The 26,751-nt window shown below is 67.0% G+C and carries 23 protein-coding genes; 15 read left to right on the top strand and 8 right to left on the bottom strand.

Annotated elements, in window-relative coordinates:
* Positions 1-123: 123 nt before the first annotated feature.
* Both NLR35_RS29875 and ppsR (NLR35_RS29870) read right to left on the bottom strand, forming a co-directional pair.
* The gene (locus tag NLR35_RS29875) at positions 124-2,298 is read right to left on the bottom strand and encodes a GAF domain-containing protein (RefSeq protein ID WP_257170127.1); all 2,175 of its coding nucleotides are present in this window, start codon (positions 2,296-2,298) and stop codon (positions 124-126) included.
* Complete coding sequence (ppsR, locus tag NLR35_RS29870) at positions 2,299-3,669, bottom strand: transcriptional regulator PpsR (protein WP_257170126.1); 1,371 nt, start codon at positions 3,667-3,669, stop codon at positions 2,299-2,301.
* Between the two features lie 327 nt (positions 3,670-3,996).
* On the opposite strand from ppsR (NLR35_RS29870), the gene NLR35_RS29865 reads away from it, so the two are divergent.
* Positions 3,997-4,431, top strand: coding sequence for a cytochrome c family protein (locus NLR35_RS29865; RefSeq protein WP_257170125.1), 435 nt, complete (start codon positions 3,997-3,999; stop codon positions 4,429-4,431).
* 265 nt (positions 4,432-4,696) lie between these two features.
* Here the strand turns inward: NLR35_RS29865 and NLR35_RS29860 are convergent, their stop codons facing one another.
* The 6 genes from NLR35_RS29860 to NLR35_RS29835 form a co-directional block, all read right to left on the bottom strand.
* Positions 4,697-4,960: a hypothetical protein gene (locus NLR35_RS29860; RefSeq protein WP_257170124.1), complete on the bottom strand. Its 264-nt coding sequence runs from the start codon at positions 4,958-4,960 to the stop codon at positions 4,697-4,699.
* An 11-nt stretch (positions 4,961-4,971) separates the two neighbouring features.
* The gene (locus NLR35_RS29855) at positions 4,972-6,177 is read right to left on the bottom strand and encodes a geranylgeranyl diphosphate reductase (protein WP_257170123.1); all 1,206 of its coding nucleotides are present in this window, start codon (positions 6,175-6,177) and stop codon (positions 4,972-4,974) included.
* Between the two features lie 2 nt (positions 6,178-6,179).
* The gene (locus tag NLR35_RS29850; protein WP_257170122.1) at positions 6,180-7,511 is read right to left on the bottom strand and encodes a BCD family MFS transporter; all 1,332 of its coding nucleotides are present in this window, start codon (positions 7,509-7,511) and stop codon (positions 6,180-6,182) included.
* Positions 7,508-8,422: a chlorophyll synthase ChlG gene (gene chlG / locus NLR35_RS29845; protein WP_257170121.1), complete on the bottom strand. Its 915-nt coding sequence runs from the start codon at positions 8,420-8,422 to the stop codon at positions 7,508-7,510. The genes NLR35_RS29850 and chlG overlap by 4 nt, the downstream gene beginning before the upstream one ends.
* Positions 8,423-8,482: 60 nt before the next feature.
* On the bottom strand, positions 8,483-9,850 hold the full coding sequence (ppsR, locus tag NLR35_RS29840; RefSeq protein ID WP_257170120.1) for a transcriptional regulator PpsR: 1,368 nt from the start codon (positions 9,848-9,850) through the stop codon (positions 8,483-8,485).
* Between the two features lie 138 nt (positions 9,851-9,988).
* Positions 9,989-11,023 (bottom strand): B12-binding domain-containing protein, encoded by a 1,035-nt coding sequence (locus NLR35_RS29835; RefSeq protein WP_257170119.1) that lies wholly within the window; start codon positions 11,021-11,023, stop codon positions 9,989-9,991.
* Positions 11,024-11,116: 93 nt separating this feature from the next.
* Here NLR35_RS29835 and bchF point away from each other — a divergent pair, with 93 nt between their 5' ends.
* Genes bchF through hemA form a run of 14 tightly spaced genes read left to right on the top strand, consistent with a single transcriptional unit; the run spans position 11,117 to position 26,727 of the window.
* Entirely contained in the window at positions 11,117-11,707 is a 591-nt protein-coding gene (gene bchF, locus NLR35_RS29830) for a 2-vinyl bacteriochlorophyllide hydratase (protein ID WP_257170118.1), read from the top strand.
* Positions 11,704-12,990 carry a ferredoxin:protochlorophyllide reductase (ATP-dependent) subunit N gene (locus tag NLR35_RS29825; protein WP_257170117.1) on the top strand — a complete coding sequence of 429 codons (1,287 nt, stop codon included), beginning with the start codon at positions 11,704-11,706 and terminating at the stop codon, positions 12,988-12,990. The genes bchF and NLR35_RS29825 overlap by 4 nt, the downstream gene beginning before the upstream one ends.
* A 1-nt stretch (position 12,991) precedes the next feature.
* Positions 12,992-14,548 (top strand): ferredoxin:protochlorophyllide reductase (ATP-dependent) subunit B, encoded by a 1,557-nt coding sequence (gene bchB / locus NLR35_RS29820; protein ID WP_257170116.1) that lies wholly within the window; start codon positions 12,992-12,994, stop codon positions 14,546-14,548.
* Positions 14,523-18,116 (top strand): magnesium chelatase subunit H, encoded by a 3,594-nt coding sequence (locus NLR35_RS29815; RefSeq protein WP_257170115.1) that lies wholly within the window; start codon positions 14,523-14,525, stop codon positions 18,114-18,116. The genes bchB and NLR35_RS29815 overlap by 26 nt, the downstream gene beginning before the upstream one ends.
* Positions 18,113-19,018 (top strand): ferredoxin:protochlorophyllide reductase (ATP-dependent) iron-sulfur ATP-binding protein, encoded by a 906-nt coding sequence (gene bchL / locus NLR35_RS29810; protein WP_257170114.1) that lies wholly within the window; start codon positions 18,113-18,115, stop codon positions 19,016-19,018. Before NLR35_RS29815 ends, bchL begins: the two co-directional genes overlap by 4 nt.
* Before the next feature lie 13 nt (positions 19,019-19,031).
* A complete protein-coding gene (bchM, locus tag NLR35_RS29805; RefSeq protein ID WP_257170113.1) occupies positions 19,032-19,733 on the top strand; it encodes a magnesium protoporphyrin IX methyltransferase in 702 nt (233 codons plus the stop codon).
* The gene (locus NLR35_RS29800; RefSeq protein WP_257170112.1) at positions 19,730-21,157 is read left to right on the top strand and encodes a BCD family MFS transporter; all 1,428 of its coding nucleotides are present in this window, start codon (positions 19,730-19,732) and stop codon (positions 21,155-21,157) included. The genes bchM and NLR35_RS29800 overlap by 4 nt, the downstream gene beginning before the upstream one ends.
* A gap of 19 nt (positions 21,158-21,176) precedes the next feature.
* Positions 21,177-21,956, top strand: coding sequence for a photosynthetic reaction center subunit H (puhA, locus tag NLR35_RS29795; RefSeq protein WP_257170111.1), 780 nt, complete (start codon positions 21,177-21,179; stop codon positions 21,954-21,956).
* Positions 21,953-22,606 carry a photosynthetic complex putative assembly protein PuhB gene (gene puhB / locus NLR35_RS29790; protein ID WP_257170110.1) on the top strand — a complete coding sequence of 218 codons (654 nt, stop codon included), beginning with the start codon at positions 21,953-21,955 and terminating at the stop codon, positions 22,604-22,606. Before puhA ends, puhB begins: the two co-directional genes overlap by 4 nt.
* 10 nt (positions 22,607-22,616) lie before the next feature.
* Positions 22,617-23,108: a photosynthetic complex assembly protein PuhC gene (gene puhC, locus NLR35_RS29785; RefSeq protein ID WP_257170109.1), complete on the top strand. Its 492-nt coding sequence runs from the start codon at positions 22,617-22,619 to the stop codon at positions 23,106-23,108.
* Positions 23,105-23,410 (top strand): hypothetical protein, encoded by a 306-nt coding sequence (locus NLR35_RS29780; RefSeq protein ID WP_257170108.1) that lies wholly within the window; start codon positions 23,105-23,107, stop codon positions 23,408-23,410. Before puhC ends, NLR35_RS29780 begins: the two co-directional genes overlap by 4 nt.
* Positions 23,407-24,468: a magnesium-protoporphyrin IX monomethyl ester (oxidative) cyclase gene (gene acsF, locus NLR35_RS29775; RefSeq protein ID WP_257170107.1), complete on the top strand. Its 1,062-nt coding sequence runs from the start codon at positions 23,407-23,409 to the stop codon at positions 24,466-24,468. Before NLR35_RS29780 ends, acsF begins: the two co-directional genes overlap by 4 nt.
* Before the next feature lie 13 nt (positions 24,469-24,481).
* Positions 24,482-25,519 (top strand): putative photosynthetic complex assembly protein PuhE, encoded by a 1,038-nt coding sequence (gene puhE / locus NLR35_RS29770; RefSeq protein ID WP_257170106.1) that lies wholly within the window; start codon positions 24,482-24,484, stop codon positions 25,517-25,519.
* On the top strand, positions 25,516-26,727 hold the full coding sequence (gene hemA / locus NLR35_RS29765) for a 5-aminolevulinate synthase (protein WP_257170105.1): 1,212 nt from the start codon (positions 25,516-25,518) through the stop codon (positions 26,725-26,727). Before puhE ends, hemA begins: the two co-directional genes overlap by 4 nt.
* Positions 26,728-26,751: the final 24 nt, after the last annotated feature.

Genomic DNA, 26,751 nt, shown 5'->3' with positions numbered 1-26,751 from the left:
CATCGCGATCGTGGGACGATCTCGGGTCACCTAATCCTCGGATCACATCATCAGCGTGCGCCTGCTGTGTCGAATGACGATGTCCCCACATCGCTCACGCACCCAATGCGACCGCGCCTGGTCTCACTCCTCGCTTTGCGAGCGATACCAAACCAAGTGCTCAAGGATGCCCAGCGTTCGCGCCGTCGAATTGCGGATGCTCTCCAGCATGTCGGGCATGCTGCCGGCCTGGGCGCCGTGGGTCACTTCGAGCGCGGCGAGTTGCGCGTTCTCGACCGTAGATGCGGCGAGCTCCTTGTAGATCAGGCTGGCGCTCTGATCGAGGCGCAGGCTCGGCCGGCGCGCGCTGTCGATCTCCTCCTGGAAGCGGGCGCGGGCCTCCTCGGCGGTCTTGCGCTCGGTGAGGTCCGAGAAGATCAGCACGAAGCCGAGCACGCGGTCGTAAGGCGCGATCACCGGATCGGCGCGCACCATCAAAGGCCGTTGCGGCGAAGTGCCGCCGGTGAGCGTCAGCTCGCCGCGCCAGCTGCGCTTGTTGCGCATGAGGTCGTCGAGATTGGCGCGGAACTCCGCCGGCGCCGTGCAATACGCGCCGAGATCGCGCAGATAGGGGATATGCGGATGCGACGCCCGCAGCTGCTGCTCGAACGCCTCGTTCATCAGCAGGATGCGGCCCTCGACGTCGGCGATGATCACCGGCTGCTCCGAGCGCAGCACCTGGGCGCTGATCGTGGCGAGCTGGTCCTGCGCGATCACCATGCGCACCGAGCGCAGCTGCAGAGCCACATCGGCGACGGTCTCGCTGACCACTCGCGCCGAGGCGAGTTCGGCAGCCGACCAGGGCTCGGATTTGCCCTCGACCAGCTGATGCCACTGCGCAAAGGAGCGGCGCGGCGACAGGTCGGAGGGATCATCGCCGATGATGACCGCCTTGAGCGGATCGCCGCCCCAGGTCACGGTCCTGACCTGCTCCGGCCTGAACCACAGCAGATACTCGCCCTCGCTTGCCGACAGCGGCGCGGCGATCACGCCACTGGCGACCGAGCGGATGTCGGCGAAGGACGGCTCGTCGAGCGTCAGCGAGGCGGTCACCGTCAGCCCCTGCGCCGGCGCGTCCGGCGTCTTGCGACGGCGGTCGAGCCAGGCGGCGAGATCGCGGATGCGCTGCGTCGACGGGACGTCGCCGGCGGTCATCACCTGGCCTTCGAACAACAGCGCCGCGCCACTTGCGCCGAGCGGTTGCAGCAGCGATTGCGAGCCGTCGAACAGCGCGGCCTGCCACTCGCCATCGCGCGACACCGCCTCGACCAGCCGCTGCTCGAGCCTGCGCACCACGAGTTCGGACTGGCTCTGGGCAAAACTCTCTAGCGCCGCGATCCGGATCGCGCAGGTCTCGGCCAGCGCCTCGCCGGCGGCGCGGATATCGAACGGCAGGAAGCGCGGCTCGTAATGATGGCAGGCGATCAGCCCCCAGAGACGGCCGCTCACCATCAGCGAGCACACCAGGGTGGCGCCGACGCCCATGTTCTGCAGATATTTCTGGTGGATCGGCGACATGCTGCGCAGGCAGCTCAGGGACATGTCGAGATCGCGGCCATTGAGCGGCGAGATGCGCGGCTGAAGCGCCACCGGCATGTAGTTGACGTCGACCAGCAGCCGCACGCGGTTGCGCTCGTAGAGTCGCCGCGCGATCTGCGGAATGTCCGAGGCCGGATAACGATTGCCGAGAAACGCCTCGAGATCCGGCCGCCGCCGCTCCGACAGCACCTCGCCATGGCCCTCTTCGTCGAAGCGATAGACCATCACGCGGTCGTAGCCGGCGATCTCCCGGAAGATGGTCGCGGTCTCGTCGCACAGGCCGATCAGGGAGGAGGCCGAGGTGATGCGGTGGAAGGCGCCGTCCAGCGCGGGCGCGATGTCAGTGATCTTGGTTGCCGGCTCCAGCTCGACGATCAGTCCGCCATTGGAGGGCCGGTGAATCGTGCAGTCCACCCGGCGCGGCGGCGTTCCGGCGTTGCAGCGCAGGGTCATTGGCGCAAGGTGCAGCGGGCCGCTCAGGTGAGGCAGGATCTGCAGCGCCAGGTCGCCGCCGAGATCGCGCAGCGGACGGCCGACGACGGAGCTGGCGCCGAGGAAGGCGGCGGCGTTGGTGCTGGCCTGAATGACGACGTTGTCCGGCTCCTTGACCGCCAGCAGAATGCCATGCGGCTGGATCGAGCCTGCGAGGTGAATTTGTTCGCGCTCGCAATCCGCAAGAGTAGCGTGGCCGAAGGCCGGCGTTGTCAGCGGAACGGGCAATCAGCTCCCCTTTTCGGTTTCCTCGTCGCTTTCTTCGAGCTGACTTAGATTATACCGATCGAGCTTGGCGTAAAGGCTCTGGCGGCTGAGGCCGAGAATTTCGGCGGCCGATGTCCGGTTCCCGTTGGCCAGTTCCAGGGCGGCGCGCACGTAATGCTGCTCCACGACCTCGACGGTGCTCCTCACGAGATCGCGCAGCGGCGTCTTGCCGACCGATTCGTTCAGTCCGGCGAGCGCCGCCCGCAGATTGTCGTGCTCCGCCGCAGGCGACAAACGCCGGGCGATGTTGCGCATGATCAGGCCGATGCGGCGCTGGCCGTCCAGTCCATGGGCCGCAGCGGAAATCTCGACCTCGGTCTCGCTGCCGAGTTCGCCTTGGATGGTGGTCGACAGCAGCCGAACGGTTCCATGGCGCTCGACGTTGGATATCAGCACCGACAGGTCGGCGCCGGGACGGGTCAACCAGCGGCTGAGCTTCTCGCCCATCAGGGCCTCTTTCGAGCCGATCTCGACGAGCTCCAGGAAGGCGCGGTTGGCGCGCTTGATGGTGCCGGTGCCGTCGATGCTGATGACCGCGTCGGGAAGATTGTCGATCAGCCCTTCCGGGTCGTCCGACACCGGTCCCGGCTGCGCCGACTTGCCGATCGGCGCCATCTGCAGCAGGTACATCGGCGCGGTATCGCTGGTCATCAGCGATCCCCGGAGCATCCAGGGCGCGGCGTCCTCGCCGAGATGAATCACGATGCCCGGGGCCTTGCCCTGATCGCGCACCCGCCTGAGCATCAGCTCGACCGGCTCGCGCTCCTTCTGCGGAATTTCATGCAGGAATTCGCGGCCGACGAGATTGTCCCGGCGACGCGCGGATGCGCCGAGCGCCGCGGCGGCGGTCCGATTGGCTTCGATGATGCGAAGGTCCGAGACCTTGGTCAGCAGCACCGCCTCGTTGGAATCCTCAATCACCAGCCGGTAGCGAGTCTCGATCTCGCGCAGCTTCCAATAGTCGCGCTCGATGGTCTGCTGGGCCGAGATCAGCCGCGCCTGCAACTCGGCGACGGCCTGGAGGTTCTTGCCGATCGCCAGCATGCCGGCCCGACCACCGAGCAGCACGGTGGTGAATTCCATCGGCAGCTCGAGGCCGCTCGGGAACCGCTGCGTGATCTGGCGGAAGGCGGAAATTCCGGTCCGCTTGGTGTCCTGCATGATGCGTTCGATCTTCTCGCTCGCATCATCCACGATCTCGGACCACTGACGGCCGAGCCAGACGTCGACATTCTCAGCCGACATGTTGGGAGACAGCGTCGCCTCACGGATGACACCGTCCATGTCGAGCAGCAATGTCACGTCGGCTCGTGGACCGTGAAACTCGGCCATGGTCTTGGCACCCGTTATCTTGGCACCCTCGAAAGACGCTCACAGGATCGCGGCCGATCGGTTTGGCGCGCATTTTGAAGGTATTGCGCCGCATCCCGCTAACGTATTGAGAGTCTTGAGAATGTCGTTAGTCCACGCAGCGCCTTCAGTGTCAAGGCTTATTTCCAAGCATCCAACTTTCGTCGGTATTCCTGCGCCCATTGCATGGTCGAACTGCGACTTATTCGCTCACTTTCTTTTCATATGAGCATGACAAGCGTTCATGACATTGATAGCTGTAATGCAAAATTACATGCACTAACGAAACGGCACATCAGGAGGATACGCATGCTGAAGGCAGGTTTGGTTGCGGCTGTCGTGATTGCAACGTCGGCAGGCGCCGCGTCGGCGCTGGAAGGCGGTGACGCCGCCAAGGGCGAGCAGGTCTTCAAGCAGTGCATGACCTGTCACCGCATTGGGCCGGAGGCCAAGAATGCCGTCGGCCCGGTTCTCACCGGCGTCGTGGGGCGCCCGACCGGGACCTATCCGGGCTTTGCCTATTCCGAGCTGAACAAGCACGCCGGCGAAGCCGGGCTGGTCTGGACCGACGACAACATCTTCGAATACCTCGTCGACCCCAGCGCGTTCCTCAAGAAATACCTGACGGAAAAGGGCAAGGCCGATCAGGCCACCGGCTCGACCAAGATGGTGTTCAAGCTCGCCAACGAGCAGCAACGCAAGGACGTCATCGCCTATCTGAAGACGTTCTCGGAGAAGAAGTGAGCCGCGACGGCGCGCCGCTCTGGTCCTGAGCAGTTGCCCTCGCGCCATCCGCACGCACCCGTGTCGTCCCGGCGAACGCCGGGACCCGTACCGCGTGATCTCCCTTGAGGCACGATGCGCGTTGAACCTTTCGTGCCTCAATTGACCGCCTGTGGCTATGGATCCCGGGGTTCGCCGGAATCACAGCTCTGGGTGCCGTTGGTGGCAGGGACCTACGAACGGCAGCTGCGGAGCTGCCGATCCTGGTCATTCGGCCACCACGCCCTCATCGCCACCGCTGCCGCAGATCGGCAATGTTGGCAACGCCCGAGGCGGCCAGACAGCCTGCCAGCCAGAACCATGGCGCCCCGGTCAGCGCGCAACGTAGCGCCAGCAGCAGGAAAACCCCGGCGAGCAGGTTAGGCAGCAGCGCCCGCGGGCTGATGCCGCGGCGATAGCGCCGCCAGACCAGCGTGACGGCGATCAACTCCACCGCCACCACCAGCAGGATCAGGTCCACCACCTCAGGGCTGCGAAACAGCTCATCCATCGCGTGAGCTGCTAGGCCGCCTTCGCGAGCCCGGTCAGGTGGGCGATGTTCTTGACGAAGATGCGGACGTGCGACAGCGGCTTGGCCTTCACCAGCTCTTTGTTCATGTAGGCGTCCCAAGTCAGCTGCTGGACGTCCTTGTCACGGCAGATCGCGACGAAGCGCTCGCGGCGGGCATCGTTCGTGTACCAGTAGCGCTGCATCATGCCGAGGATGAAGAACACGGCGCCGTGCTTGCGCATGAAGGCTTTGCGCGCGGTGGCGAGCGCCGCGGCGTCGCCGGTCTTCAGCAACAGCGCGACGGCGTTGGCCGCGGCGCGGCCGCCAGCCATCGCGTAGTAGATGCCTTCGCCGGAGGCGGGCGCCACCACGCCCGCGGCATCGCCGGCGAGCACGACGTCACGGCCGTTGTCCCAGCGCGACAGCGGCTTCAGCGGGATCGGCGCGCCCTCGCGGCGGATGGTCTCGAGATCGTCGAAGGCGGCGGCCTTGCGGAACGCGGCGACCGAGCCGCGCAGCGAGAAGCCCTTGTGGGCGCTGCCGGTGCCGATGCTGGTGGTCGGGCCGTGCGGGAACACCCAGCTGTAGAAGTCGGGCGAGAGCTGGCCGCGGTAGACGACGTCGCAGCGGGTGGCATCGAACAGCGGATGGCCGCAGTCGGGCGAGCGGATGATCTCGTGATAGGCAAAGACGTAGCGCATCTCGGCGACTTCCGGGATGCACTGGCGCGCCACGGCCGACACGGCGCCGTCGGCCCCGATCACGGCACGGGCCCGCACGCAGTCTCCGCGCAGGCTGCCATCGTCCATGCGACGCTCGTAGTGGACGACGGCCGTACCGTCATCATCGTGGGCGATATGGCTGTAGGTGCCGGTGAGGCGGATCGCGCCGCTGTCCGCGGCGCGCTTGCGCAGCCATTCGTCGAAATGCTCGCGATCGACCATGCCGACGAAGCCGCCGTCGATCGGCATGGCGACGTCGCGGTTGCTCGGTGACACCATGCGCGCCGACGAGATCCGCGCCACCAGCAGATGGTCGGGAATCTCGAACTCGTTGATCAACCGCGGCGGGATGGCGCCGCCGCACGGCTTGATGCGGCCGGCCTTGTCGAGCAGCAGGACGCGGTGGCCCTGGCGCGCCAGATCATTGGCAGCGGTGGCGCCGGCGGGGCCGCCGCCGACCACCACGACATCGAACGTCTCGGACGAGGTGCTCATCGCTAGGCTCCCTGATTGGCCGGCTGCGCCTGCAGCGTCGAGGCCTGCTCGCGCGGGCGCTTGATCCAGATCGCGAGCCAGGCGGAGAGAACGAACAGGGCGGCTTCGGCGGCAAACACCGCGGCATAGGCCGAGGCGGTCGACGGCATGAAATGACGCGCGGCGTCCGCCGCTGCGGTGCCGACGAAGCCGCCGATGCCGAAAGAGATCGCCTGCGAGGCGCCCCACAGGCCCATCCTTGTGCCCTCGCGATTGTCGCGGCCCTCGCTGACCATGTTCATCATCGCGCCGATCGCGGCGATCGCGTAGACGCCATTGGTGATGCCGAGCAGCAGCACCGAGGCGCGCAGCGGCCAGGTGGGGCCGACGGTGGCGGCGGCGACCAGGCTGAGCAGCGCCAGCGCCGAGGCGAGGCAGCCGCCGATGATCCAGGGCTGCGGCCGCGTCCGCCAGTCGGCGTGCAGGCTGGCCATGGCCGGCATCAGGATCATGCCGATCAGCGCGCCCATGTGCTGCACCGAGGAGAGCTGCGTGGTCTGGCCCGGCGTCATGCCGAACACGCTGCCGGCGAACGGCTCGAGAATGAGGTCCTGGGCGCTATAAGCGAGCATCGAGACGAAGATGAAGATCGCGAAGCGCCGCGCCTGCGGCTCCCGGCAGATCTCGCGGAAATCCTCCATGAAGCCCCCGCCCTGGGCGTGTGCCGACGCTGCTTCGGTGGAGATCTCAGGCTGCTCGATGCCCCAGACGCCGAGCAGGGTCAGCACCATCGCGATGGCCGACACCGTGCCGGACACCAGCATCAGCCGCTCGCCGGAGAACGGATCGAGCGCCTTGCCGGCGACCGCCGTGGTGACGATGAATCCCGCGATCATCATGATCCAGGCGATCGAGGCGGCGGCGCTGCGTCGCCCTGGCGCGGTGCGCTTGGCGAGCAGCACCAAGAGCGAGGTGCCGGCGGCGCCGACCCCGATGCCGATCATGATGAAGGCGATCACCGCAACGACGAGGCCGAGGACGAGCTGGCTCGCCATCAGCGCGGTGGCGACAGCGGCAAGCAGGCCGCCCGCGGCGAGCACCGCCATGCCGCCCACGATCCAGGCGAAGCGGCGCCCGCCGATATCTGAGCCGTGGCCGAGCCACGGCCTGAGCACCTGCATCGCATAGTGGATCGCCACCAGAAGGCCGGGGATCATGGCCGGCAGCGCCAGCTCGATCACCATCACGCGGTTCAGGGTCGAGGTCGTCAGCACCACGACGGCGCCGAGCGCGGTCTGCACCAGGCCGAGCCTGATGATGCCGAACCAGGAGAGGGGAGCGGGCGCCGTCGTCATGCCGACATTCCGGCGAGAGCGAAGGCGGTCACCAGCATGCCGAGCACGTAGAGCAGCACGCCGGTCCCGTTGTACCAGGGCGCGAGTTCGCGCGGATTGGTCATCAGCCGTCGCATCAGCACCAGCTGGGCCGCGATCAGCGCGGCCACGATCATGGCATGCGCAGGGCGGCTCCACATCACCAGCAGGATGAGCACGGCGACCTGCGCCAGCGCCATGGTGATGCAGGCGAGGCGGGCGGCGCGCTCTGGCCCGAGCAGCACCGGCAGCGAGTTGACGCCGCTGACGCGGTCGCCGCCGATCGACTTGAAGTCGTTCAAAGTCATGATGCCGTGGGCGCCCGCGCTATAGAGCAGCGCGATCGCGAGCACGGGCCAGGACGGCGCCGTTCCGCTCATGATCGCTGCCGCCGTGATCCACGGCAGGCCCTCGTAGCACAGCCCGACGGCGCTGTTGCCCCACCAGCCGTTCTGCTTCAGCCGGATCGGCGGCGCGCTGTAGGCCCAGGCGAGCGCGAGGCCGAGCGCTGCTGCGGCAAAACCCCAGGTGCCGAGCAAAGTGGCGACGCCGAGCGACAGCACGGTCCAGATCAGTGCAATGTAAAGCCCCCAACGCCCGGGGATGCGGCCCGAGGGAATCGGCCGGCCCGGCTCGTTGATCGCGTCGACATGACGATCGAACCAGTCGTTGACCGCTTGGCTGGTGGCGCACACCATTGGGCCGGCGAGCACCAGGCCTGCAATGACGATCGGCCAGCGCGGCGCCAGCGGCGCGCCCGACGACACCACGCCGCAGCCGAACGCCCAGATCGGCGGAAACCAGGTGATCGGCTTCAACAATTCGAGAACGGCCGCGGGCTGAAGCCTCGAGGGAAGCCTTGAAACGAGCGGGACGGGCGCGATCTCGGTCATGGGCAAGCGATCCAACTCTTCCAACTGCAACTCTTCCAGCTGCGACTCTTCCAACTGCGACTATTCCAACTGACTGTCTTCTTCGCTCGGCTCGGCGAGGCCGTAGCGCCGCAGCTTCACATACAGGCTCTGACGGCTCAGCCCGAGCATCTCGGCGGCGGTGGCGCGGTTGTCGCCGGTGAGCTTGAGCGCGGTCTCGATGCACATCCGCTCGATCACGTCGGTGGTCTCGCGCACCAGCTCCTTCAGCGGCACGCGGCCGATCAGCTCGGCGAGCTGCTCGCGCGAGCGCGGGATGAAGGCGTGGTCGCCGCCGTCGGCGGAGATGCGCGGGCCGACATTGCGGATGGTGAAGCCGAGCCGGGCCTGGCCGGGCGCGCCGACGGTGGTGGCGGAGATCTCGACGTCGACCGGCGAGCCGTGCTCGCCGCGGACGACGCTGGAGAACAGCTTCAAGGTGCCGTGCTGACGCAGGTTGCTCAGCATCACCGAGAAGTCGACCGCCGACTTGCCGATCCAGCGGTCGATGGTCTCGCCGATGATCTGGTGCATGTTCTCGATCTGAGCGAGCTGCAGGAACGTGGCATTGGCGTGCAGCAGCCGCCCGTCCATGTCGGTGATGACGAAGCCGTCGGGCGCCGATTCGACGAACTGCACCAGCTGGGTGTTGACGTCGGACGCCTTGGGCAGCGCCGGCTGCCCATGCTGCGGCGAGAACCGCAGCAGGAAGAAGGCGGAGGTGTCCTGGCGGAAGAAGGTGCCGTCGAGCAGATAGTCGCGGCCGCCGTCGAGCGTCACCTTGGCGCGCTCGATCTTGCCTTGCGAGCGAATCGTCAGCGACAGCGATTGCGACATCGAGAGGTCGTCGATCAGCAGCGCATCCGGAAACAACTTGCCGATCAGGTTGGCGGCGCCGTGGTCGAGCAGGGTGGCGGCGGCCGGATTGGCCTCGACGATTCGGTGGCTGGTCGCGTCGATGATCAGGACGGGCTCGGCGGTGATCTGGAACAGGATCCGGTAGCGCGATTCGGCATTGCGCATGCGCGAATAGTCGCGCTCGATCGCGACCTGCGCCTCGATCAGCTTCTGCTGGAGCGCGGCCGTGGCGCGGACGTCGCGGCCGACCGCGATGTAGCGGGCCGCGCCCTTGATCGCGACGACCGCGAACAGGATCGGGATGTCAGGCCCGCGCGCGGCCGGATAGCGCACCTCGCGCCAGCGCGACACCTTGCGCTCCGAGGCTTCGGTGAGCATCAGCTCTGGCTTGGTCTGGCTTTCCTCGGACACTGTTGCTTGCCAGGATCGGCCGATCCACTCGTCTGTGTTTCTCAATTCAAGGGGTAGGCCGGCCTGCTGAAAGGCCAGGTCCTGGATGTTGCCGTCGGCGTCGAGCGCGAGCGCAATGTCGGAGGCTGCGGCCACCAGCATGGCCGCAACGTCCGCATTGAGATCGCCAAGCGACTCTTTCGGAGCTCTGAACGCCCTCACCAACGCCGTTGTCCTCCCAATCAAGGAGCCTTCGCGCGGCAAGTCTCGTTCCAGCATTCATCTTCACTGCACCCTCAGCTATCGCCGTTCGGTCAGAAGACTGACGACGTGCCGGGCTTGCGAAGCCTCTCTGCTCGGATCGGAGACGACACCGTCGCCGCCGACCAGAAGAACGAGTTCAGGCCGTTCAATAAACGCAGGACCGCAGACCAGCACGCCGATGTCCTGGTTGGAGGACTCGCGCCTGGCCATCCTTATGTTTGAGGCGAGATCGTCAAGCTTCTTGTCGCTCGTGGCGAAAAACTCGACGACGTTGAACCATTGCGTGCGAAGCGCATCGACGAAGCCGCGATCCGCCGTATCTGGCTCGATCCAGCTGTCCCAGCCGTCGCGGCGGAAGAACTCGCCCGCGAGCAGGACGCCGAACATCATGTGGCCGATCTCGCGCCGATCACCCGGAGCGGTCGTCAGCAGCACGCGTAGCCCGGTCGGCGGGACACCAAGCTCGGCGCAGAACGCGGGACTGAAGTGGCGCAACAATTGTTGCAGCCGCCACAGCGCCAGCGTGACATCGGCGAAGTCGCGCTCGTCGTCGGCCCACAGATGGCGCAGATGGTTGGCGGTGGGCACCAGCAGATCGAGATAGATCCGCTCCAGCGTTTCACCGTGGTCGCGATGCGCCTGGATGCAGGCCACCGCACCGTCCTCGTCGGCGTCCAGCACCAGCTCGGCGAAGTGGGCGGCGTCCTGGGCTGAGGCGGTGATGATCGCCGGCACGCGCTCGAGCGCGGAGGCATGCGCCATCACCAGCCGCGGAATGATCTCGGCTTCGATCGCTCCGTTCAGCTGGGGATGACGCGTGCTGTGTAAGGGAATGTTGACGCGCGGCGCTGCCGGCGGATGAAAGCCGGCCTGGCCACGCTTCGTCCGAAAGCGGGCTCGCGAGAATCGGGCTGTTTCATTGAGCTCGGTCATAAGCGCCTCCCCTCCATATGAGCGCACGTCACTCGTTGCGTCAATATTCTTTGACGTCAATTTTGGTTGACACTCTTCCGACCCGGGTCTAGCTTTTTCCCCATCGGGCCCGCACTCCGGGGATTTGCGATGCGCCACCTGCAAACTGCACAACGTCACGTTGACCAGACCGAGTGCGGTGCACCACAAATGTCCCTGTGGTTGTCGTCATCGCACCACTGGGCACCGATGTTGTCAAATCATCTTTACACATCGTGTGACGCGCAATTCACGTCCGCCGCTGATCCGTCGCTGTGGGGCCAACTCTGCTTCACACCCGAGGCCGCGCCGCGTGCAAAGCGGCAAGCGCTTTACACGCCTGAGGAAAAGCGCCGGCGGGACGAAACGCCCTGGACCCTGGTGCAGGGCATCCTGGCGCCGCTGCAGTTTCTCGTCTTCCTGATCAGCCTCGGATTGGTGGCGCGCTATCTCGCGACGGGCGAGGGCCTGTGGCTCGCCACGGCCTCGGTGGTTCTGAAGACGACGCTGCTCTACGCCATCATGATCACCGGCTCGATCTGGGAGCGGATCGTGTTCGGGCGCTATCTGTTCGCCGCGGCCTTCTTCTGGGAGGACGTGTTCTCGATGCTGGTGATCGCGCTGCATACGGCCTATCTGGCCGCGATCATCGGGCACATCGGCTCGGCGCAGCAGCAGATGCTGCTGGTGCTCGCGGCCTACGCGGCCTACGCGATCAACGCCACGCAATTCCTGCTCAAGCTGCGCGCAGCGCGGCTGCAGGAGCAGGCGATGGCGCGAGCCAGTGCGGAGCGTGCGTCATGAATGCTCATGCGCAAGCCTGTGCCGTGACATCGACCGCGTCCCCGGACGGCGTGCTGCGCGAGCGCGGCCAGCGCGAGGTGTTCTGCGGCCTCACGGGCATCGTCTGGCTGCACCGGAAAATTCAGGACGCGTTCTTCCTCGTCGTCGGCTCGCGTACCTGCGCGCATCTGATCCAGTCGGCCGCCGGCGTCATGATCTTCGCCGAGCCGCGCTTCGCGACCGCGATCATGGAGGAGCGCGATCTCGCCGGTCTCGTCGACGCCAATGACGAGCTCGACCGCATCGTCGCGCAGCTCCTGGCGCGGCGGCCGGACATCAAGCTCTTGTTCCTGGTCGGCTCCTGTCCGTCGGAGGTGATCAAGCTCGATCTGTCGCGCGCCGCGCTGCGGCTGTCGCAGCGCTTCTCGCCCGGCGTTCGCGTGCTCAACTACTCCGGCAGCGGCATCGAGACGACGTTCACGCAGGGCGAGGACGCCTGCCTCGCGGCGCTGGTGCCGGTGCTGCCGACCGCCGATCGCAACGCGCGGCCATCGCTGCTGGTGGTCGGTGCGCTCGCGGATGTGGTCGAGGATCAGTTCAAGCGGACGTTCGCCGCGCTCGGCATCGACCAGGTTGCCTTCCTGCCTCCGCGCCGTTCGTCAGAGCTTCCCGCGATCGGTCCGAATACGCGCGTGCTGCTGGCACAGCCGTTCCTCGGCGACACCGCGCGCGCTTTGGAGGAGCGCGGCTGTCAGCGCATCGCCGCGCCGTTCCCGCTCGGCGGCGAAGGCTCGGCGCTGTGGCTCGCGGCCGCGGCCGACGCGTTCGGCGTCTCGCGCAGCCATGTCGAGCGCACCATCGCGCCGCTCAAGGCGCGGGCGGAGAAGGCGCTGGCCCGTTACCGCGCGCAGCTCGCCGGCAAGCGCGTCTTCCTGTTTCCGGACTCGCAGATCGAGATCCCCTTGGCGCGCTTCCTGGCGCGCGAGATCGGCATGGAGCTGGTCGAGGTCGGCACGCCCTATCTGCACCGCGATCACCTCGCCGCCGAGCTCGCGATGCTGCCCGCGGGCACGCAGCTCAGCGAGGGGCAGGACGTCGAGCGCCAGCTCGATCGCTGTCGCGCGGCGCGTCCCGATCTCGTCGTCTGCGGCCTCGGCCTCGCCAATCCGCTCGAAGCCGAGGGCCTCACGACCAAATGGTCGATCGAGCTGATCTTCACGCCCATCCAGGGCTTCGAGCAGGCCGGCGATCTCGCCGAGCTGTTCGCGCGGCCCTTGCTGCGCCAAACCAGATTGGCGGTGTGAGATGCAGCTGTCGGTCTGGACATATGAAGGCCCCCCGCATATCGGCGCGATGCGCATCGCGACCGCGATGCGCGACGTGCACTACGTGCTTCATGCCCCGCAGGGCGACACCTACGCCGATCTGCTGTTCACGATGATCGAGCGCCGCGACCGCCGGCCGCCGGTGACGTACACCACGTTCCAGGCGCGCGATCTCGGCGGCGACACCGCGGATCTGCTGCAGAGCGCGGCGCGCGCTGCCTATGAGCGCTTCCAGCCGCAGGCGATGCTGGTCGGCGCGTCCTGCACGGCCGAGCTGATCCAGGACGATCCCGGCGGCCTTGCGCTGGCGTTGAAGCTTCCGATTCCGGTGATCCCGCTCGAGCTGCCGGCGTATCAGCGCAAGGAGAATTGGGGCGCCTCGGAAACATTCTACCGGATTGTACGGGCGTTGGCTGCGTCTTCCGCTGATGGCTCCCCCCGCCGTGAGAAGGAGACAGGCGCTCGTCCAGTCTGCAACCTGCTTGGTCCGACGGCGCTCGGCTTCCGTCACCGCGATGATCTCGCGGAAGTGACCAGGCAGGTTGTGGAGCTCGGCATCGAGATCAACGTCGTCGCGCCATGGAACGCGACGCCATCAGATCTCGCCCGCCTGCCGCAAGCCGATTTCAACATCGTGCTTTATCCCGAGATCGCCGCGACCGCTGCGCAATGGCTGCAGCGTCAGTTCGGCCAACCCTATACGCGCACGATTCCGATCGGCGTCGGCGCGACGCGCGACTTCATCAAGGAGGTCGCAAATCTTGCCGGCGTCGATGCAGCGCCCGTTCTGTCGCGCGCCGAGAGCAGACTTCCCTGGTATTCGCGCTCGGTGGACTCGACCTATCTCACCGGCAAGCGCGTCTTCATCTTCGGCGACGCGACTCACGCCGTGGCCGCCGCGCGCGTTGCGACCCAGGAGCTCGGCTTCGAGGTCGTCGGCCTCGGCACTTATGCGCGTGAGTTCGCCCGCGAGATCCGCGAGGCCGCCGCGACCTACGGCGTCGAGCCGCTGATTACCGATGATTACCTGGAGGTCGAGGCCCGCGTCAGCGAGCTCAGGCCGGAGCTGGTGCTCGGCACCCAGATGGAGCGCCATATCGCGAAGCGCCTCGGCATTCCCTGCGCCGTGATCTCGTCGCCGACCCACGTGCAGGATTTTCCGGCGCGCTACTCGCCGCAGATGGGCTTCGAAGGCGCTAACGTGCTGTTCGACACCTGGGTGCATCCGCTGATGATGGGCCTGGAGGAGCATCTGCTCGGCATGTTCCGCGAGGATCATGAATTCGCCGATCACGCGCCGTCGCATCTCGGCGCTGCGCCCGCTGCCCCGCCGCAGCAGCCGCAGCTGCGTGTCGTCGAAACCGTCGCATCCACTGAGCTCGCCTGGGCGTCCGACGCCGAGCGCGAGCTGACCAAGATTCCCTTCTTCGTGCGCGGCAAGGCGCGCCGCAACACCGAACGCTACGCGCGCGAGCGCAACGTCAACCTGATCACGCTCGAGACCTTGTACGATGCCAAAGCGCATTTCGGTCGCTGACGTCACACCCATCCGGGTGGTGATCGTGACGATGGACAGCCATCTCGCCTCCGCGGCCGTGCGCGCGCGCACGACCTTGCAGGTGGAGCTGCCCGGCCTCGATCTCAAGGTGCATGCGGCCGACGAGTGGGGCTGCAACCCGACCGCGCTCGAACACTGCCTCGGCGACATTGCCACGGGCGACATCGTCGTTGCGACCATGCTGTTCATGGAGGATCACATCCAGCCGGTGCTGCCGGCCCTGCAGGCGCGCCGCGACCATTGCGACGCGATGATCGGCTGCCTGTCGGCCGGCGAGGTCGTGCGGCTCACCCGCCTTGGCAAGCTGACGATGTCGGGCTCGGCCACCGGCGTGCTCGGCCTGTTGAAGCGGCTGCGCGGCAGCAACCGCTCCGGCAACGGCGCCAGTGGCCAGGGCCAGATGAAGATGCTGCAGCGGATGCCGCGGCTGCTGCGCTACATCCCCGGCACCGCGCAGGACCTGCGCGCCTACTTCCTGACGCTGCAATATTGGCTCGCCGGCTCCGAGCAGAATTTTGCGAACATGGTGCGCTTTCTGGTCGGCCGTTACGCCGACGGCCCGCGCGCCGCGCTGCGCGGCAAGACCAATGCCGCCGAGCCCGTGACCTATCCGGATGTCGGCCTCTATCATCCGCGGCTGTCGCAGCGGATCGTCGAGCGTGCCGACCAGGTGCCGCTGCCGCAGAAGCCGGTCGGCCGCGTCGGCGTCATCCTGATGCGCTCCTATCTGCTCGCCGCCAACACCGCGCATTATGACGGCGTGATCTCCGCTCTGGAAGCGCGCGGCCTCGCGGTCGTCCCCGTCTTCGCCTGCGGGCTCGACTCGCGTCCGGCGATCGAGCGCTATTTCCAGAAGGACGGCGTCGCCACGGTCGATGCCGTGCTGTCGCTGACTGGCTTCTCGCTGGTCGGCGGCCCCGCTTACAATGACGCCCGCGCCGCCGAGGAGGTCATGGCCGGCCTCGACGTGCCGCTGATCGCAGCGCATCCCCTGGAATTCCAGACCGTCGAGCAGTGGCACGACGATGCGCGCGGGCTGACGCCGGTCGAGGCGACCATGATGGTCGCGATCCCCGAACTCGACGGCGCCGTCGGTCCGACCGTGTTCGGCGGCCGCTCCGCGATGGCCGACGCCGGCCGCGACATGGCGAGCCTGCCGGAGCGCGCCGCGCAGCTCGCCGCGCGCGTGGCCCGGCTGGTCGAGCTGCGCCGTTCGGCGCGCGCCGAACGCAAGATCGCGGCCGTGCTGTTCAACTTCCCGCCGAACGGCGGCAGCGCCGGCACCGCAGCCTATCTGTCGGTGTTCGAGTCACTGCACAACGTCATGACCTCGCTGCGGGCAGCCGGCTACACGATCGACGTGCCCGCCACGGTCGATGAGCTCCGCGCGCGCGTGCTGAAGGGCAATGCCGAGCGGTTCGGCACGGCGGCCAATGTCGCTGCGCGCATCCCGGTCGATCAGCATGTCCGGCGCGAGCGGCATCTCGCCGAAATCGAGAAGCAATGGGGCCCGGCGCCGGGCCGTCACCAGACCGACGGCGCCAGCCTGATGGTGCTGGGCGAGCAGTTCGGCAATCTGTTCGTCGGCCTGCAACCCGCCTTCGGCTACGAGGGCGACCCGATGCGGCTGCTGTTCGAGCGCAGCTTCGCGCCGACGCATGCCTTCGCCGCGTTCTATCGCTGGCTGCGCGAGGACTTCCGCGCCAATGCCGTGCTGCATTTCGGCACCCATGGCGCGCTCGAATTCATGCCGGGCAAACAGGCCGGTCTCTCCGCCGAATGCTGGCCGGAGCGGCTGATCGGCGATCTCCCGAACTTCTATATCTATGCCTCGAACAACCCGTCGGAGGGCGCGCTTGCCAAGCGCCGCGGCGGTGCGACGCTGATCAGCTATCTCACGCCGTCGATCACCAGCGCGGGGCTCTACAAGGGCCTCGCCGACCTGAAGTCTTCACTCGACGCCTGGCGCAATCTGTCGCCGGATGCGACCGAGCAGGTGAGGGCAGACAGTGCCGCGCTGATCCAGGCACAGGCGGCGGCGGTCGATCTCGCCGTGGCCGAGCCGCTCTGGGGCGACGAGCGCACCGCGCGGATCGCATCGCTGGCAGCGAGCGTGCTGGAGTTGGAATATTCGCTGATTCCGCACGGTCTGCACGTCGTCGGCGCTCCGCTGCCGCAAGAGCAGCGCGCCGAGCTGCTCGACCTCGCCGGCATCACCGACGCGGCCAAGCGCACCGAGCTCGACAAACTGCTGGCCACCGACAGCGAGACGCCAGCGATCCTGCATGCGCTCGACGGCGGCTACATCCGCCCCGTGCCCGGCGGCGACCTGCTGCGCAACACCGACGTGCTGCCGACCGGCAGAAACCTGCACGGCTTCGATCCATTCCGCATCCCCAGCGCTTTCGCGCTGAAGGATGCCGAGCGCCAGGTCGAGCGGCTGCTCGATCGCCATGCTGGCGAGGGCCACAAGCTCCCGGAGACGATCGCGCTGGTGCTGTGGGGCACCGACAATCTGAAGACCGAGGGCGGCCCGATCGCGCAGGCGCTGTGGCTGATGGGCGCCGCGCCGCGCCATGACAGCTATGGCCGTCTGTGCGGCGCCAGGCTGATCCCCTTGGAGCAGCTCGGACGCCCGCGCATCGACGTCGTGATCACGCTGTCCGGCATCTTCCGCGACCTGATGCCGCTACAGACCAAGCTGCTGGCCGAAGCCGCGCTGCTCGCCGCGTCGGCGGATGAGGCCGTCGAATTCAACTACGTCCGCAAGCACGCGCTGGCCTTCCAGGCGGCGCATGGTGGTGAGATCGCGGATGCCGCGCTCCGCGTGTTCGGCAATGCCGAGGGGGCTTACGGCGCCAACGTCAATCACCTGATCGATTGCGGCGCCTGGACCGACGAGGACGAACTCGCCGACGTCTACACTCGCCGCAAGGGTTTTGCCTACGGCACCGACGGCCGGCCCGTGCGGCGCGACGCGCTGCTCGGCCATGTCCTGGCCGGCGTTGACGCGGCCTACCAGAACGTCGACTCGGTCGAGCTCGGCGTCACCACCATCGATCATTATTTCGATACGCTCGGCGGCATCAGCCGCGCGGTGAAGCGCGCCAAGGGCGAGGCGGCGCCGGTCTATATCGGCGACCAGACCCGCGGCGAAGGTACGGTACGGACCTTGTCGGAGCAGGTCGCGCTGGAGACGCGCACCCGCACCCTCAATCCGAAATGGTACGAGGCGCTGCTCGCCCACGGCTATGAGGGCGTCCGCCAGATCGAGTCGCATGTGACGAACACCGTCGGCTGGTCGGCCACCACGGGCCAGGTTGCGCCCTGGGTCTATCAGCAGATCACGACGACCTTCGTGCTCGACCCCGCGATGCGTGAGCGGCTTGCCTCGCTCAATCCGGCCGCGTCGGCGAAGATCGCCAACCGCCTGATCGAGGCGCATGAGCGCAATTACTGGACCCCGGACCCCGAGATGCTCGACGTGCTGCGCAAGGCCGGGGAAGAGCTCGAAGATCGCCTCGAAGGCGTGGGAGTTGCCGCATGAACGTGACCTTGAGACCTCCGCTGACGACGGCGCCGCGCCGCCCTGACGGGGCCGGCAGCGTCCAGGTGCAACTCGATCCGAACGTGGTCATCGGCACCGCGAAAGTGTTCTCGGTGTACGGCAAGGGCGGCATCGGCAAGAGCACGACGTCGTCGAACCTCTCGGTGGCATTGTCGAAGCTCGGCAAGCGCGTGCTGCAGATCGGCTGCGATCCCAAGCACGATTCCACCTTCACGCTCACCAAGCGGCTGGTGCCGACCGTCATCGACATCCTCGAACAGGTCAACTTCCACTCCGAAGAGCTGCGCCCTGACGACTTCGTCTACCAGGGCTACAACGGCGTGATGTGCGTCGAGGCCGGCGGGCCGCCGGCCGGCACCGGCTGCGGCGGCTATGTCGTCGGCCAAACCGTGAAGCTGCTCAAGGAGCATCATCTGCTCGAGGATACCGACGTGGTGATCTTCGACGTGCTCGGCGACGTCGTCTGCGGCGGCTTTGCCTCGCCCTTGCAGCACGCCGATCGCGCGCTGATCGTCGCCGCCAACGACTTCGACTCGATCTTCGCCATGAACCGCATCGTCGCGGCGATCCAGGCCAAGTCGCGCAACTATCCGGTACGGCTCGGCGGCGTCATCGCCAACCGCAGTGCTGCGACCGATCAGATCGACAAGTTCAACGAGCGCATCGGCATGAAGACGCTGGCGCATTTCCCGGATCTCGACGTCATCCGGAAGAGCCGGCTGAAGAAGTGCACGCTGTTCGAGATGGAGCCGTCGCCGAACGTCGAGCGCGCCCAGAATGAATATCTGCGGCTCGCCGCCTCGCTGCTCGCCGGCGTCGAGCCGATCCAGGCGATGCCGCTCAAGGACCGCGACATCTTCGATCTCCTTGGCTTCGATTGAGTGGGGCTAGCCGATGACGACAGCGGAATATCTCGCCCGCCGCAGTGAAGTGGAGACCTATTTCGACCGCACCGCGGTCGCCGCCTGGACGCGGCTGACCTCGGACGCGCCTGTCGGTCGCATCCGCGCCACCGTGCGCGCCGGCCGCGACGAGATGCGGCGGACGTTGCTGTCATGGCTGCCGCTCGATCTGCGCGGCGCGCGAATCCTCGACGCCGGCTGCGGCACCGGCAGCTTCTCGATCGAGGCGGCACGCCGCGGCGCCGAGGTCGTGGCGGTCGATATCTCGCCGACCCTGATCGAGATCGCGCAGCGCCGGCTGCCCGACGACATCAGCCGCAATGCCATCCGCTTCGTCGCCGGCGACATGCTCGATCCCAAGCATGGCGGCTTCAACTTCGTCGTGGCGATGGATTCGTTCATCCACTACCGCGCCGAGGATGCGGTGCGCATCGTCGCAGGCCTCGCGGCGCGCACCTCCGAATCGATCCTGATGACCTATGCCCCGCGGACGCCGCTGCTGGCCGTCATGCATGCCGTCGGCGGCCTGTTTCCGCGCGGCAATCGCGCCCCGGCGATCGAGCCGGTCGCGGAGCAGAAGCTGTCTCGCCTGATCGCCGATCACCCCGATCTCGCCGACTGGCGCTGCGCGCGCAGCAGCCGCATCGCCAACGGCTTCTACATCTCGCAAGCGCTGGAGCTTCGCCCGTCATGAGCGTGCGCGCACCATCAGTTCTGCAACTGTGGACGCGGCTGTCGTCGCGCTATCTGCCGTTTGCGGATGCCGCCTCGACCGAGCTGCCGCTGCCGCGCCTGATGCGGCTGTCGCTGTTCCAGGTCTCGATCGGAATTTCGGTGGTGCTGCTCAACGGCACGCTCAACCGCGTCATGATCGTCGAGCTCGGCGTGCCCTCCTGGCTGGTCGCGACCATGGTGGCCCTGCCGCTGGTGTTCGCGCCCTTGCGCGTGCTGATCGGCTTCAAGTCCGATCATCATCGCTCCGTGCTCGGCTGGCGCCGCGTGCCCTACATCTGGATGGGCACCTTGCTGCAATTCGGCGGCCTCGCGATCATGCCGTTCGCGCTGCTGTTGCTGTCCGCGGCCGATGCGCCGGCCCAGGTGATCGCCGGCCGCGCCGGCGCGGCATTGGCCTTCCTGCTGGTTGGCGCCGGGCTGCACACCACACAGACCGCCGGCTTGTCGCTCGCCACCGACATCGCGCCGGAGCACTCGCGCCCGCGCGTGGTCGCCTTCCTCTACGTCATGCTGATGTTCGGCATGATGGCGAGCGCGCTGACCTTCGGCGGGCTGCTCGCGGACTTCAGCGAGATGCGGCTGATCCAGGTGATCCAGGGCGCGGCGCTGACCGAGATGGTGCTCAACGTCATCGCGCTGTGGAAGCAGGAGGCGCGTGATCCCTCGCGCACGTCGGCTTCACGCGAGCGGCCGCGCTTCGGCGATTCCTGGCGCCAGTTCCGCGCGGCCGGCGGCTCGATGCGCGTGCTGGTCGCCGTCGGGCTCGGCACTGCCGGATTCACGATGCAGGACATCCTGCTCGAGCCGTATGGCGCGGAGATCCTGCATCTCACCGTCGGCGAGACCACCGCGCTGACGGCCTTGTTCGCCGCGGGGACGCTCGCCGGCTTCGGTCTCTCTGCGCGCCGGCTCGGCAAGGGCTCCGATCCCTATCGCATCGCCGCGCTCGGCGGGCTCGTCGGCCTGTTCGCCTTCTCTGCCGTGATCTTCTCGGCACCGCTCGCCTCGCCCTTGGTGTTCCGGATCGGCACCACGCTGATCGGCTTCGGCGGCGGCCTGTTCGCCGTGGGCACGCTGACGGCGGCGATGGCGCTGGTGCAGAATGGCGAGAGCGGGCTTGCGCTCGGCGCCTGGGGCGCGGTGCAGGCGACTGCCGCGGGTGTGGCCATCGCAGGTGGTGGCGCCATTCGCGATGTGATGTCGCAGCTGGCGCTGGATGGCCGGCTCGGCGTTGCGCTCGCAGGTCCCGCGACCGGCTACAGCATCGTCTACCACATCGAGATCGGCCTGTTGTTCGTCACGCTCGCGGTCATCGGGCCGCTGGTGCGGCGCCAGTCAGCGCCCCAACAACTACAATTCGGAATAGCGGAATTTCCAGGTTAACCCAGTCGGGGAGGAAGCCATGACGTCTTTCACGAGCTACATCGATGTCGCCCAGGTCGTGCTTTACGGCTTTTGGATATTCTTCGCAGGCCTGATCTTCTACCTGCGCACCGAGGACAAGCGCGAAGGCTATCCGCTGCAGTTCGAGGGCCGGATCGGCCGGCAGGTCCCTTCGAGCGGCAACGGCTTCCCGACGCCGCCGAGCCCGAAGACCTATCACATGCATGGCGGCCGCACCGCGACCCTGCCGAATTGGGACAACGATCGCGCCGATGCGCCGGTCACGCCGATGTATGCCTGGCCGGGCACGCCGTATCTGCCGACCGGCAATCCGATGCTTGACGGCGTCGGACCGGGCTCCTTCGCCGCGCGCAAGGACGAGCCGGAGCTGACCATGGACAACATCCCGGCGATCGTGCCGCTGCGCGTCGACGGCAGCATCTTCATCGCCACGGAAGATCCGGATCCGCGCGGCATGCCGGTGTTCGGCTGTGATGGCAGGCTCGGCGGCAAGATCCGCGAAGTCTGGGTCGACCGCGCCGAGATGCTGATCCGCTATCTCGAAGTCGAGGTCGACGGCATCGTCGGACGTCACGTGCTGCTGCCGATGACCATGTGCGTCGTCGACAAGTCGCGCAAGGCGGTGCTCGTCGATGCCATCCTCGGCTCGCAATTCGCCAACGTGCCCGGCCTCGCGAAGCCCGATCAGGTGACGAAGCTCGAGGAGGACAAGATCGTCGGCTACTATGGCGGCGGACACCTCTATGCGACCGCTGCGCGCCAGGAGCCGCTGCTGTGAGCACGCGTCGGGACCAGGATCAGCTGATGCTGCCGGCAGGCGAGCGCCTGCTCTGGCAGGGACAGCCCACGGTGAAGGCGCTGCTGCTGCGCGTCTTCCACCTGCGCCTGGTGCTCGCCTACTTCGCCGCGCTGTTCGGCGCGCGCGTGGTGACGGGCATGCTGGACCACCAGCCGCTCGCGGCCTCGCTCGCCAGCGCGTCGTCGCTGGTGATGCCGGTGGCGATCGCGACGGTGTTGCTCACCGGGCTCGCGGTGCTTTACAGCCGTACCACGCGCTACACCATCACCAGCCGCCGCGTCCTGTTGCAGTTCGGCGCGGTGCTGCCGATGACCTTGAACGTGCCGTTCAAGCAGGTCTCGCGCGCCGACGTGAAGCTGTTCTCCGACGGCTCCGGCGATCTGCCGCTCAGCGTCACCGCCCAGCAGCGGCTGTCCTATCTGCTGCTGTGGCCGCATGCGCGTCCCTGGCGGCTGAACGAGGTCGAGCCGATGCTGCGCGGCGTGGCGAACGCCCGCGAAGCGGCCGAGATCCTCGCCAAGGCGCTGGTCGCGGCCTCGGATGGCGCGGTGGCGGCGCAGCCGATCGCCGCGGGCAATGGACAGCCGCAAGGCGCGTCGCCTGCGGGCGCTGTCGCCAGCGCGGCGTGAGGAGGGTGTCATGAGCCAAGCGGAGGGCCATGTCGGACGTCATGTCGATGTTCACGCCGAACCTGAGATCGTCATTCCGAAGGGCGCGCTGCGCGCGGCCTTCGCGCTGGTCATTTTCTCCCTGGTCGCAGCCGGCGCCGGCCGCTGGACGGGCGTAGGCACCGTCCACACCGATCACGTCGCCGCCGTGCAGACCGTGGCGCTGCGCTTCGTCGACCGTCCCGACGGCGGCATCTCCGTCGTGTCGCCCGACAGCGGCAAGGTCGTCGGAATCGTCGAGGCCGGCGGCGACGGCCTGCTGCGCACGGTCCTGCGCAGCATGGCGTTCGACCGCCAGCGTCACGCGATCGGCTCGGGGCCGGCCTTTACGATCAATCGCTGGGCCGACGGCCGCATGAGCCTGGACGATCCGTCGACCGGACGGCGCGTCGATCTCGGGCCGTTCGGCAACGACAGCAAGCGCCGGTTCACGGAGCTGATGACGATGGGAGAAACGCGATGAGAGGATTATGGGCCAACGAGCCCCGCAGCTTCAACATCGGCTGCAGCATCGAGGTCGAGCAGACCTCCGAGTCCCTGCATGCCCATGTCACGCTCGACCGTGACGTCGGCATCCGCCCGGGCGACGAGGTGGTCATTCATGGTGACCCGATCACGGTCAAGTTCGGCGAGCAGCTCAACCTGCGGCGCACCGCGACCGTGGTCCGGGCAGGGCCGCTGAAGCGCATGATGATGCATGTCGCGGGCTATCTCGAACTCACGGAATTGTACGACGTCAGCTTTTCGGACGGGAGGGTCAGATGATCGCAATGGAAGGCGGATCCGGCAATATCTCCACCAAGATGGCGCTGGAGGATACGATCCTCACGCCGCGCTTCTACACCACCGACTTCGCGGCGATGGACCGGCTCAATGTCGACCTGGTGCGCCGCGAATGGGATGCTGTGATGGCCGAACTGCGCGCCGACCACAACCGCAAGCACTTCGTGCGCACGCCGGAGTTCGACAAGGATCTCAACGAGCTGCCGGAGGCGCTTCGCGCCGAGTTCAAGGACTTCCTGGTGTCGTCCTTGACCGCTGAATTCTCCGGCTGCGTGCTCTATGCCGAGATCAAGAAGCGGATCACCAACCCCGACATCCGCGAGCTGTTCCAGTTCATGAGCCGCGACGAGGCCCGCCACGCCGGTTTCATCAACGAAATCCTCAAGGATCACGGCATCGGCGTCGACCTGAGCTTCCTGACCAAGACAAAGAAGTACACCTACTTCAGGCCGAAGTTCATCTTCTACGCGACCTATCTGTCGGAGAAGATCGGCTACGCCCGCTACATCACCATCTATCGCCAGATGGAGCGGCATCCGGAGCGCCAGTTCCACCCGATCTTCAAGTGGTTCGAGCGGTGGTGCAACGACGAGTTCCGCCACGGCGAGGCGTTCGCGCTCCTGATGCGCGCCGATCCGAAGCTCCTGAGCGGGCTCAACAAGCTCTGGATCAAGTTCTTCCTGCTCGCGGTGTTCGCCACCATGCATGTCCGCGACCACATGCGCCCCGCCTTCTACGAGGCGTTGGGCATGCCGGTCGACGAGTACGACATGCGGGTATTCCGCATCACCTCGGAGATTTCGCGCCAGGTCTTCCCGGTCATGCTCGACATCGACAATCCGCGCTTCTGGGAAGGCTTGAAGCGGTTGCGCGAGATTTCGGAAGCGATTGCCGATGCCAAGGCACAGGGCGGCATCATGGGCACGATCAAGCGTGCCGTGCTGCCGCTCAAGGCGGCGCTGACCTTCGGCCGGCTGTATCTGCTGCCGGCCAAGAGCAACGCGCTGCCACGGGAGATCAGGCTGCAACCCGCCTGGTGACAAGGAGCCGGCCATGGGCGCGACCGCGATTGCCATTCCCTATGTCGTGTTCGTCTGGTGGTTCTCGACCGGCGCCGTGCTGGCGCTGGTCGGGCTCGCCGCCCGTTATCCGGCCGCGTTCAAATGGGGCACGGCCGCGGCCTTCGTCGCGGCCCTGTCCGGCGTCGCGGTGTCCAGCCAGGCCGCCGAGGACGCCAATGCCTATTGCGCCTTCACCTGCGCCATCCTGCTGTGGGGCACGGTGGAGATGTCGCTGCTCGCCGGCTGGATCACTGGGCCGCGGCCCGAGCCCTGTCCGCGGGATTGCACGCCGGCCTCGCGCGTCGGCTTCGCGCTGCAGGCGATCGCCTATCACGAGCTGGCGCTGATCGCGACGGCGGGTCTCGTCTTCGCGGTGACGTCGGGCGCGCCGAACCGTCTGAGCTGGTGGACCTTCGCTGCACTGCTGGTGCTCAGGCAAAGCGCGAAGATCAATTTGTTCCTCGGCGTGCGCACCCTGAACGACGAGCTGCTGCCGCAGCAGGTGCGCTTCATGCGCAGCTACTTCGCCAAGAAGTCGATCAACCTGCTGTTTCCGTTTTCGATCGCCGGCGCCACAGCCGCCACGGTGCTGGTCGCCGCCGCGGCGCTAGGTGCCAAATCGACCTTCGACGGCGTCGCGCTGTCGCTGTTGGCATCGTTGATCGCGCTGGGCCTGCTCGAACACGGCTTCATGGCGCTGCCGATGCCCGTCATCAACATGTGGCGCTGGAGCGCGCCGGCCGAGCCCGCCATGGCGACGGTCGCGGCCTCTCCCGCAGGCCTGCCCGCGCCGGTGACGCCGTTGGCGCGGCCGGTGCTCGCGGTCGTGCCGGCTCCGCCGCAGGCGGCGCGCCCCATGTCGGCGCAGAAGACGGCCGCCGCCTTGGCGCGGCAGCGGCTGGAAGAACAGTTTCGCCAGGCCTATCGCCAGTCTCGCGCCGACGCGCAGGCGCAAACCATCACCGGATTGACCGCATCCATCGCAACCGGAGTCGATCCGAACACGACAGCACAGGGGGGAGTACCATGAACTACGAAGACTATTTCCGCCGCCAGCTCGACGGCCTGAGGCGCGAAGGACGCTATCGCGTGTTCGCCGATCTCGAGCGCAAGGCGGGAGCCTTCCCGATCGCGACCTATCGCGGTCCGCATGGCGAGCGTGACGTCGCGGTGTGGTGCTCCAACGACTATCTCGGCATGGGCCAGCATCCCAAGGTGCTGGAGGTGATGCACGAGGCGCTCGACCGCTGCGGCGCCGGCGCCGGCGGCACCCGCAACATCAGCGGCACCAACCATTATCACATCCTGCTCGAGGAGGAGCTCGCCGATCTCCACGGCAAGCAGGCGGCACTCTTGTTCAACTCCGGCTACGTCTCGAACTGGACCTCGCTGTCGACCTTGGCGGCGCGCATGCCCGGCTGCGTGATCCTGTCCGACGAGCTCAACCATGCCTCGATGATCGAGGGCATCCGCCACAGCCGCTGCGAGACAAGGATCTGGCGCCACAACGACGTCGCCGATCTCCGGGACAAGCTGTCCGACCTCGACCCGAAGGTGCCGAAGCTGATCGCCTTCGAGAGCGTGTACTCGATGGATGGCGACATCTCGCCGATCTCGGACATCTGCGACGTCGCCGACGAATACAACGCGCTGACCTACCTCGACGAGGTCCATGCTGTCGGCCTGTACGGCCCGCGCGGCGGCGGCATCTCCGAGCGCGACGGCGTCGCGGACCGGCTGACCGTCATCGAGGGCACGCTGGCCAAGGCGTTCGGCGTCATCGGCGGCTACATCACGGCCTCCAACACCGTCTGCGACTTCGTCCGCAGCTTCGCCTCCGGCTTCATCTTCTCCAGCTCGCTGCCTCCGGCGGTGGCGGCCGGCGCGCTCACCAGCATCCGGCATCTGAAGGGCAGCAATGTCGAGCGCGCGCGCCATCAGGACCGTGTCGCGCGGCTGCGCCGCCGTCTGGATGAAGCGGGAGTCAGCCATCTCGACAATCCCAGCCACATCGTGCCGGTGATGGTGCGCGATGCCGTGCTGTGCAAGCGCATCAGCGATATCCTGCTCGATCGCTACGGCATCTACGTGCAGCCGATCAACTACCCGACGGTGCCGCGCGGCACCGAGCGGCTGCGCATCACCCCGTCGCCCTATCACTCCGATGCCGATATCGAGCACCTGGTGTCGGCGCTCTCGGAGATCTGGGCCGAGATGGGTCTCGCCCTGGCGGCCTGATCGCAGCGCATCATTCGCGCGGCG

It is taken from the genome of Bradyrhizobium sp. SRS-191 (assembly GCF_024586915.1).
In the GTDB taxonomy this organism is placed as follows: domain Bacteria; phylum Pseudomonadota; class Alphaproteobacteria; order Rhizobiales; family Xanthobacteraceae; genus Bradyrhizobium.
This window is presented reverse-complemented; position numbering and strand designations above follow the sequence as displayed.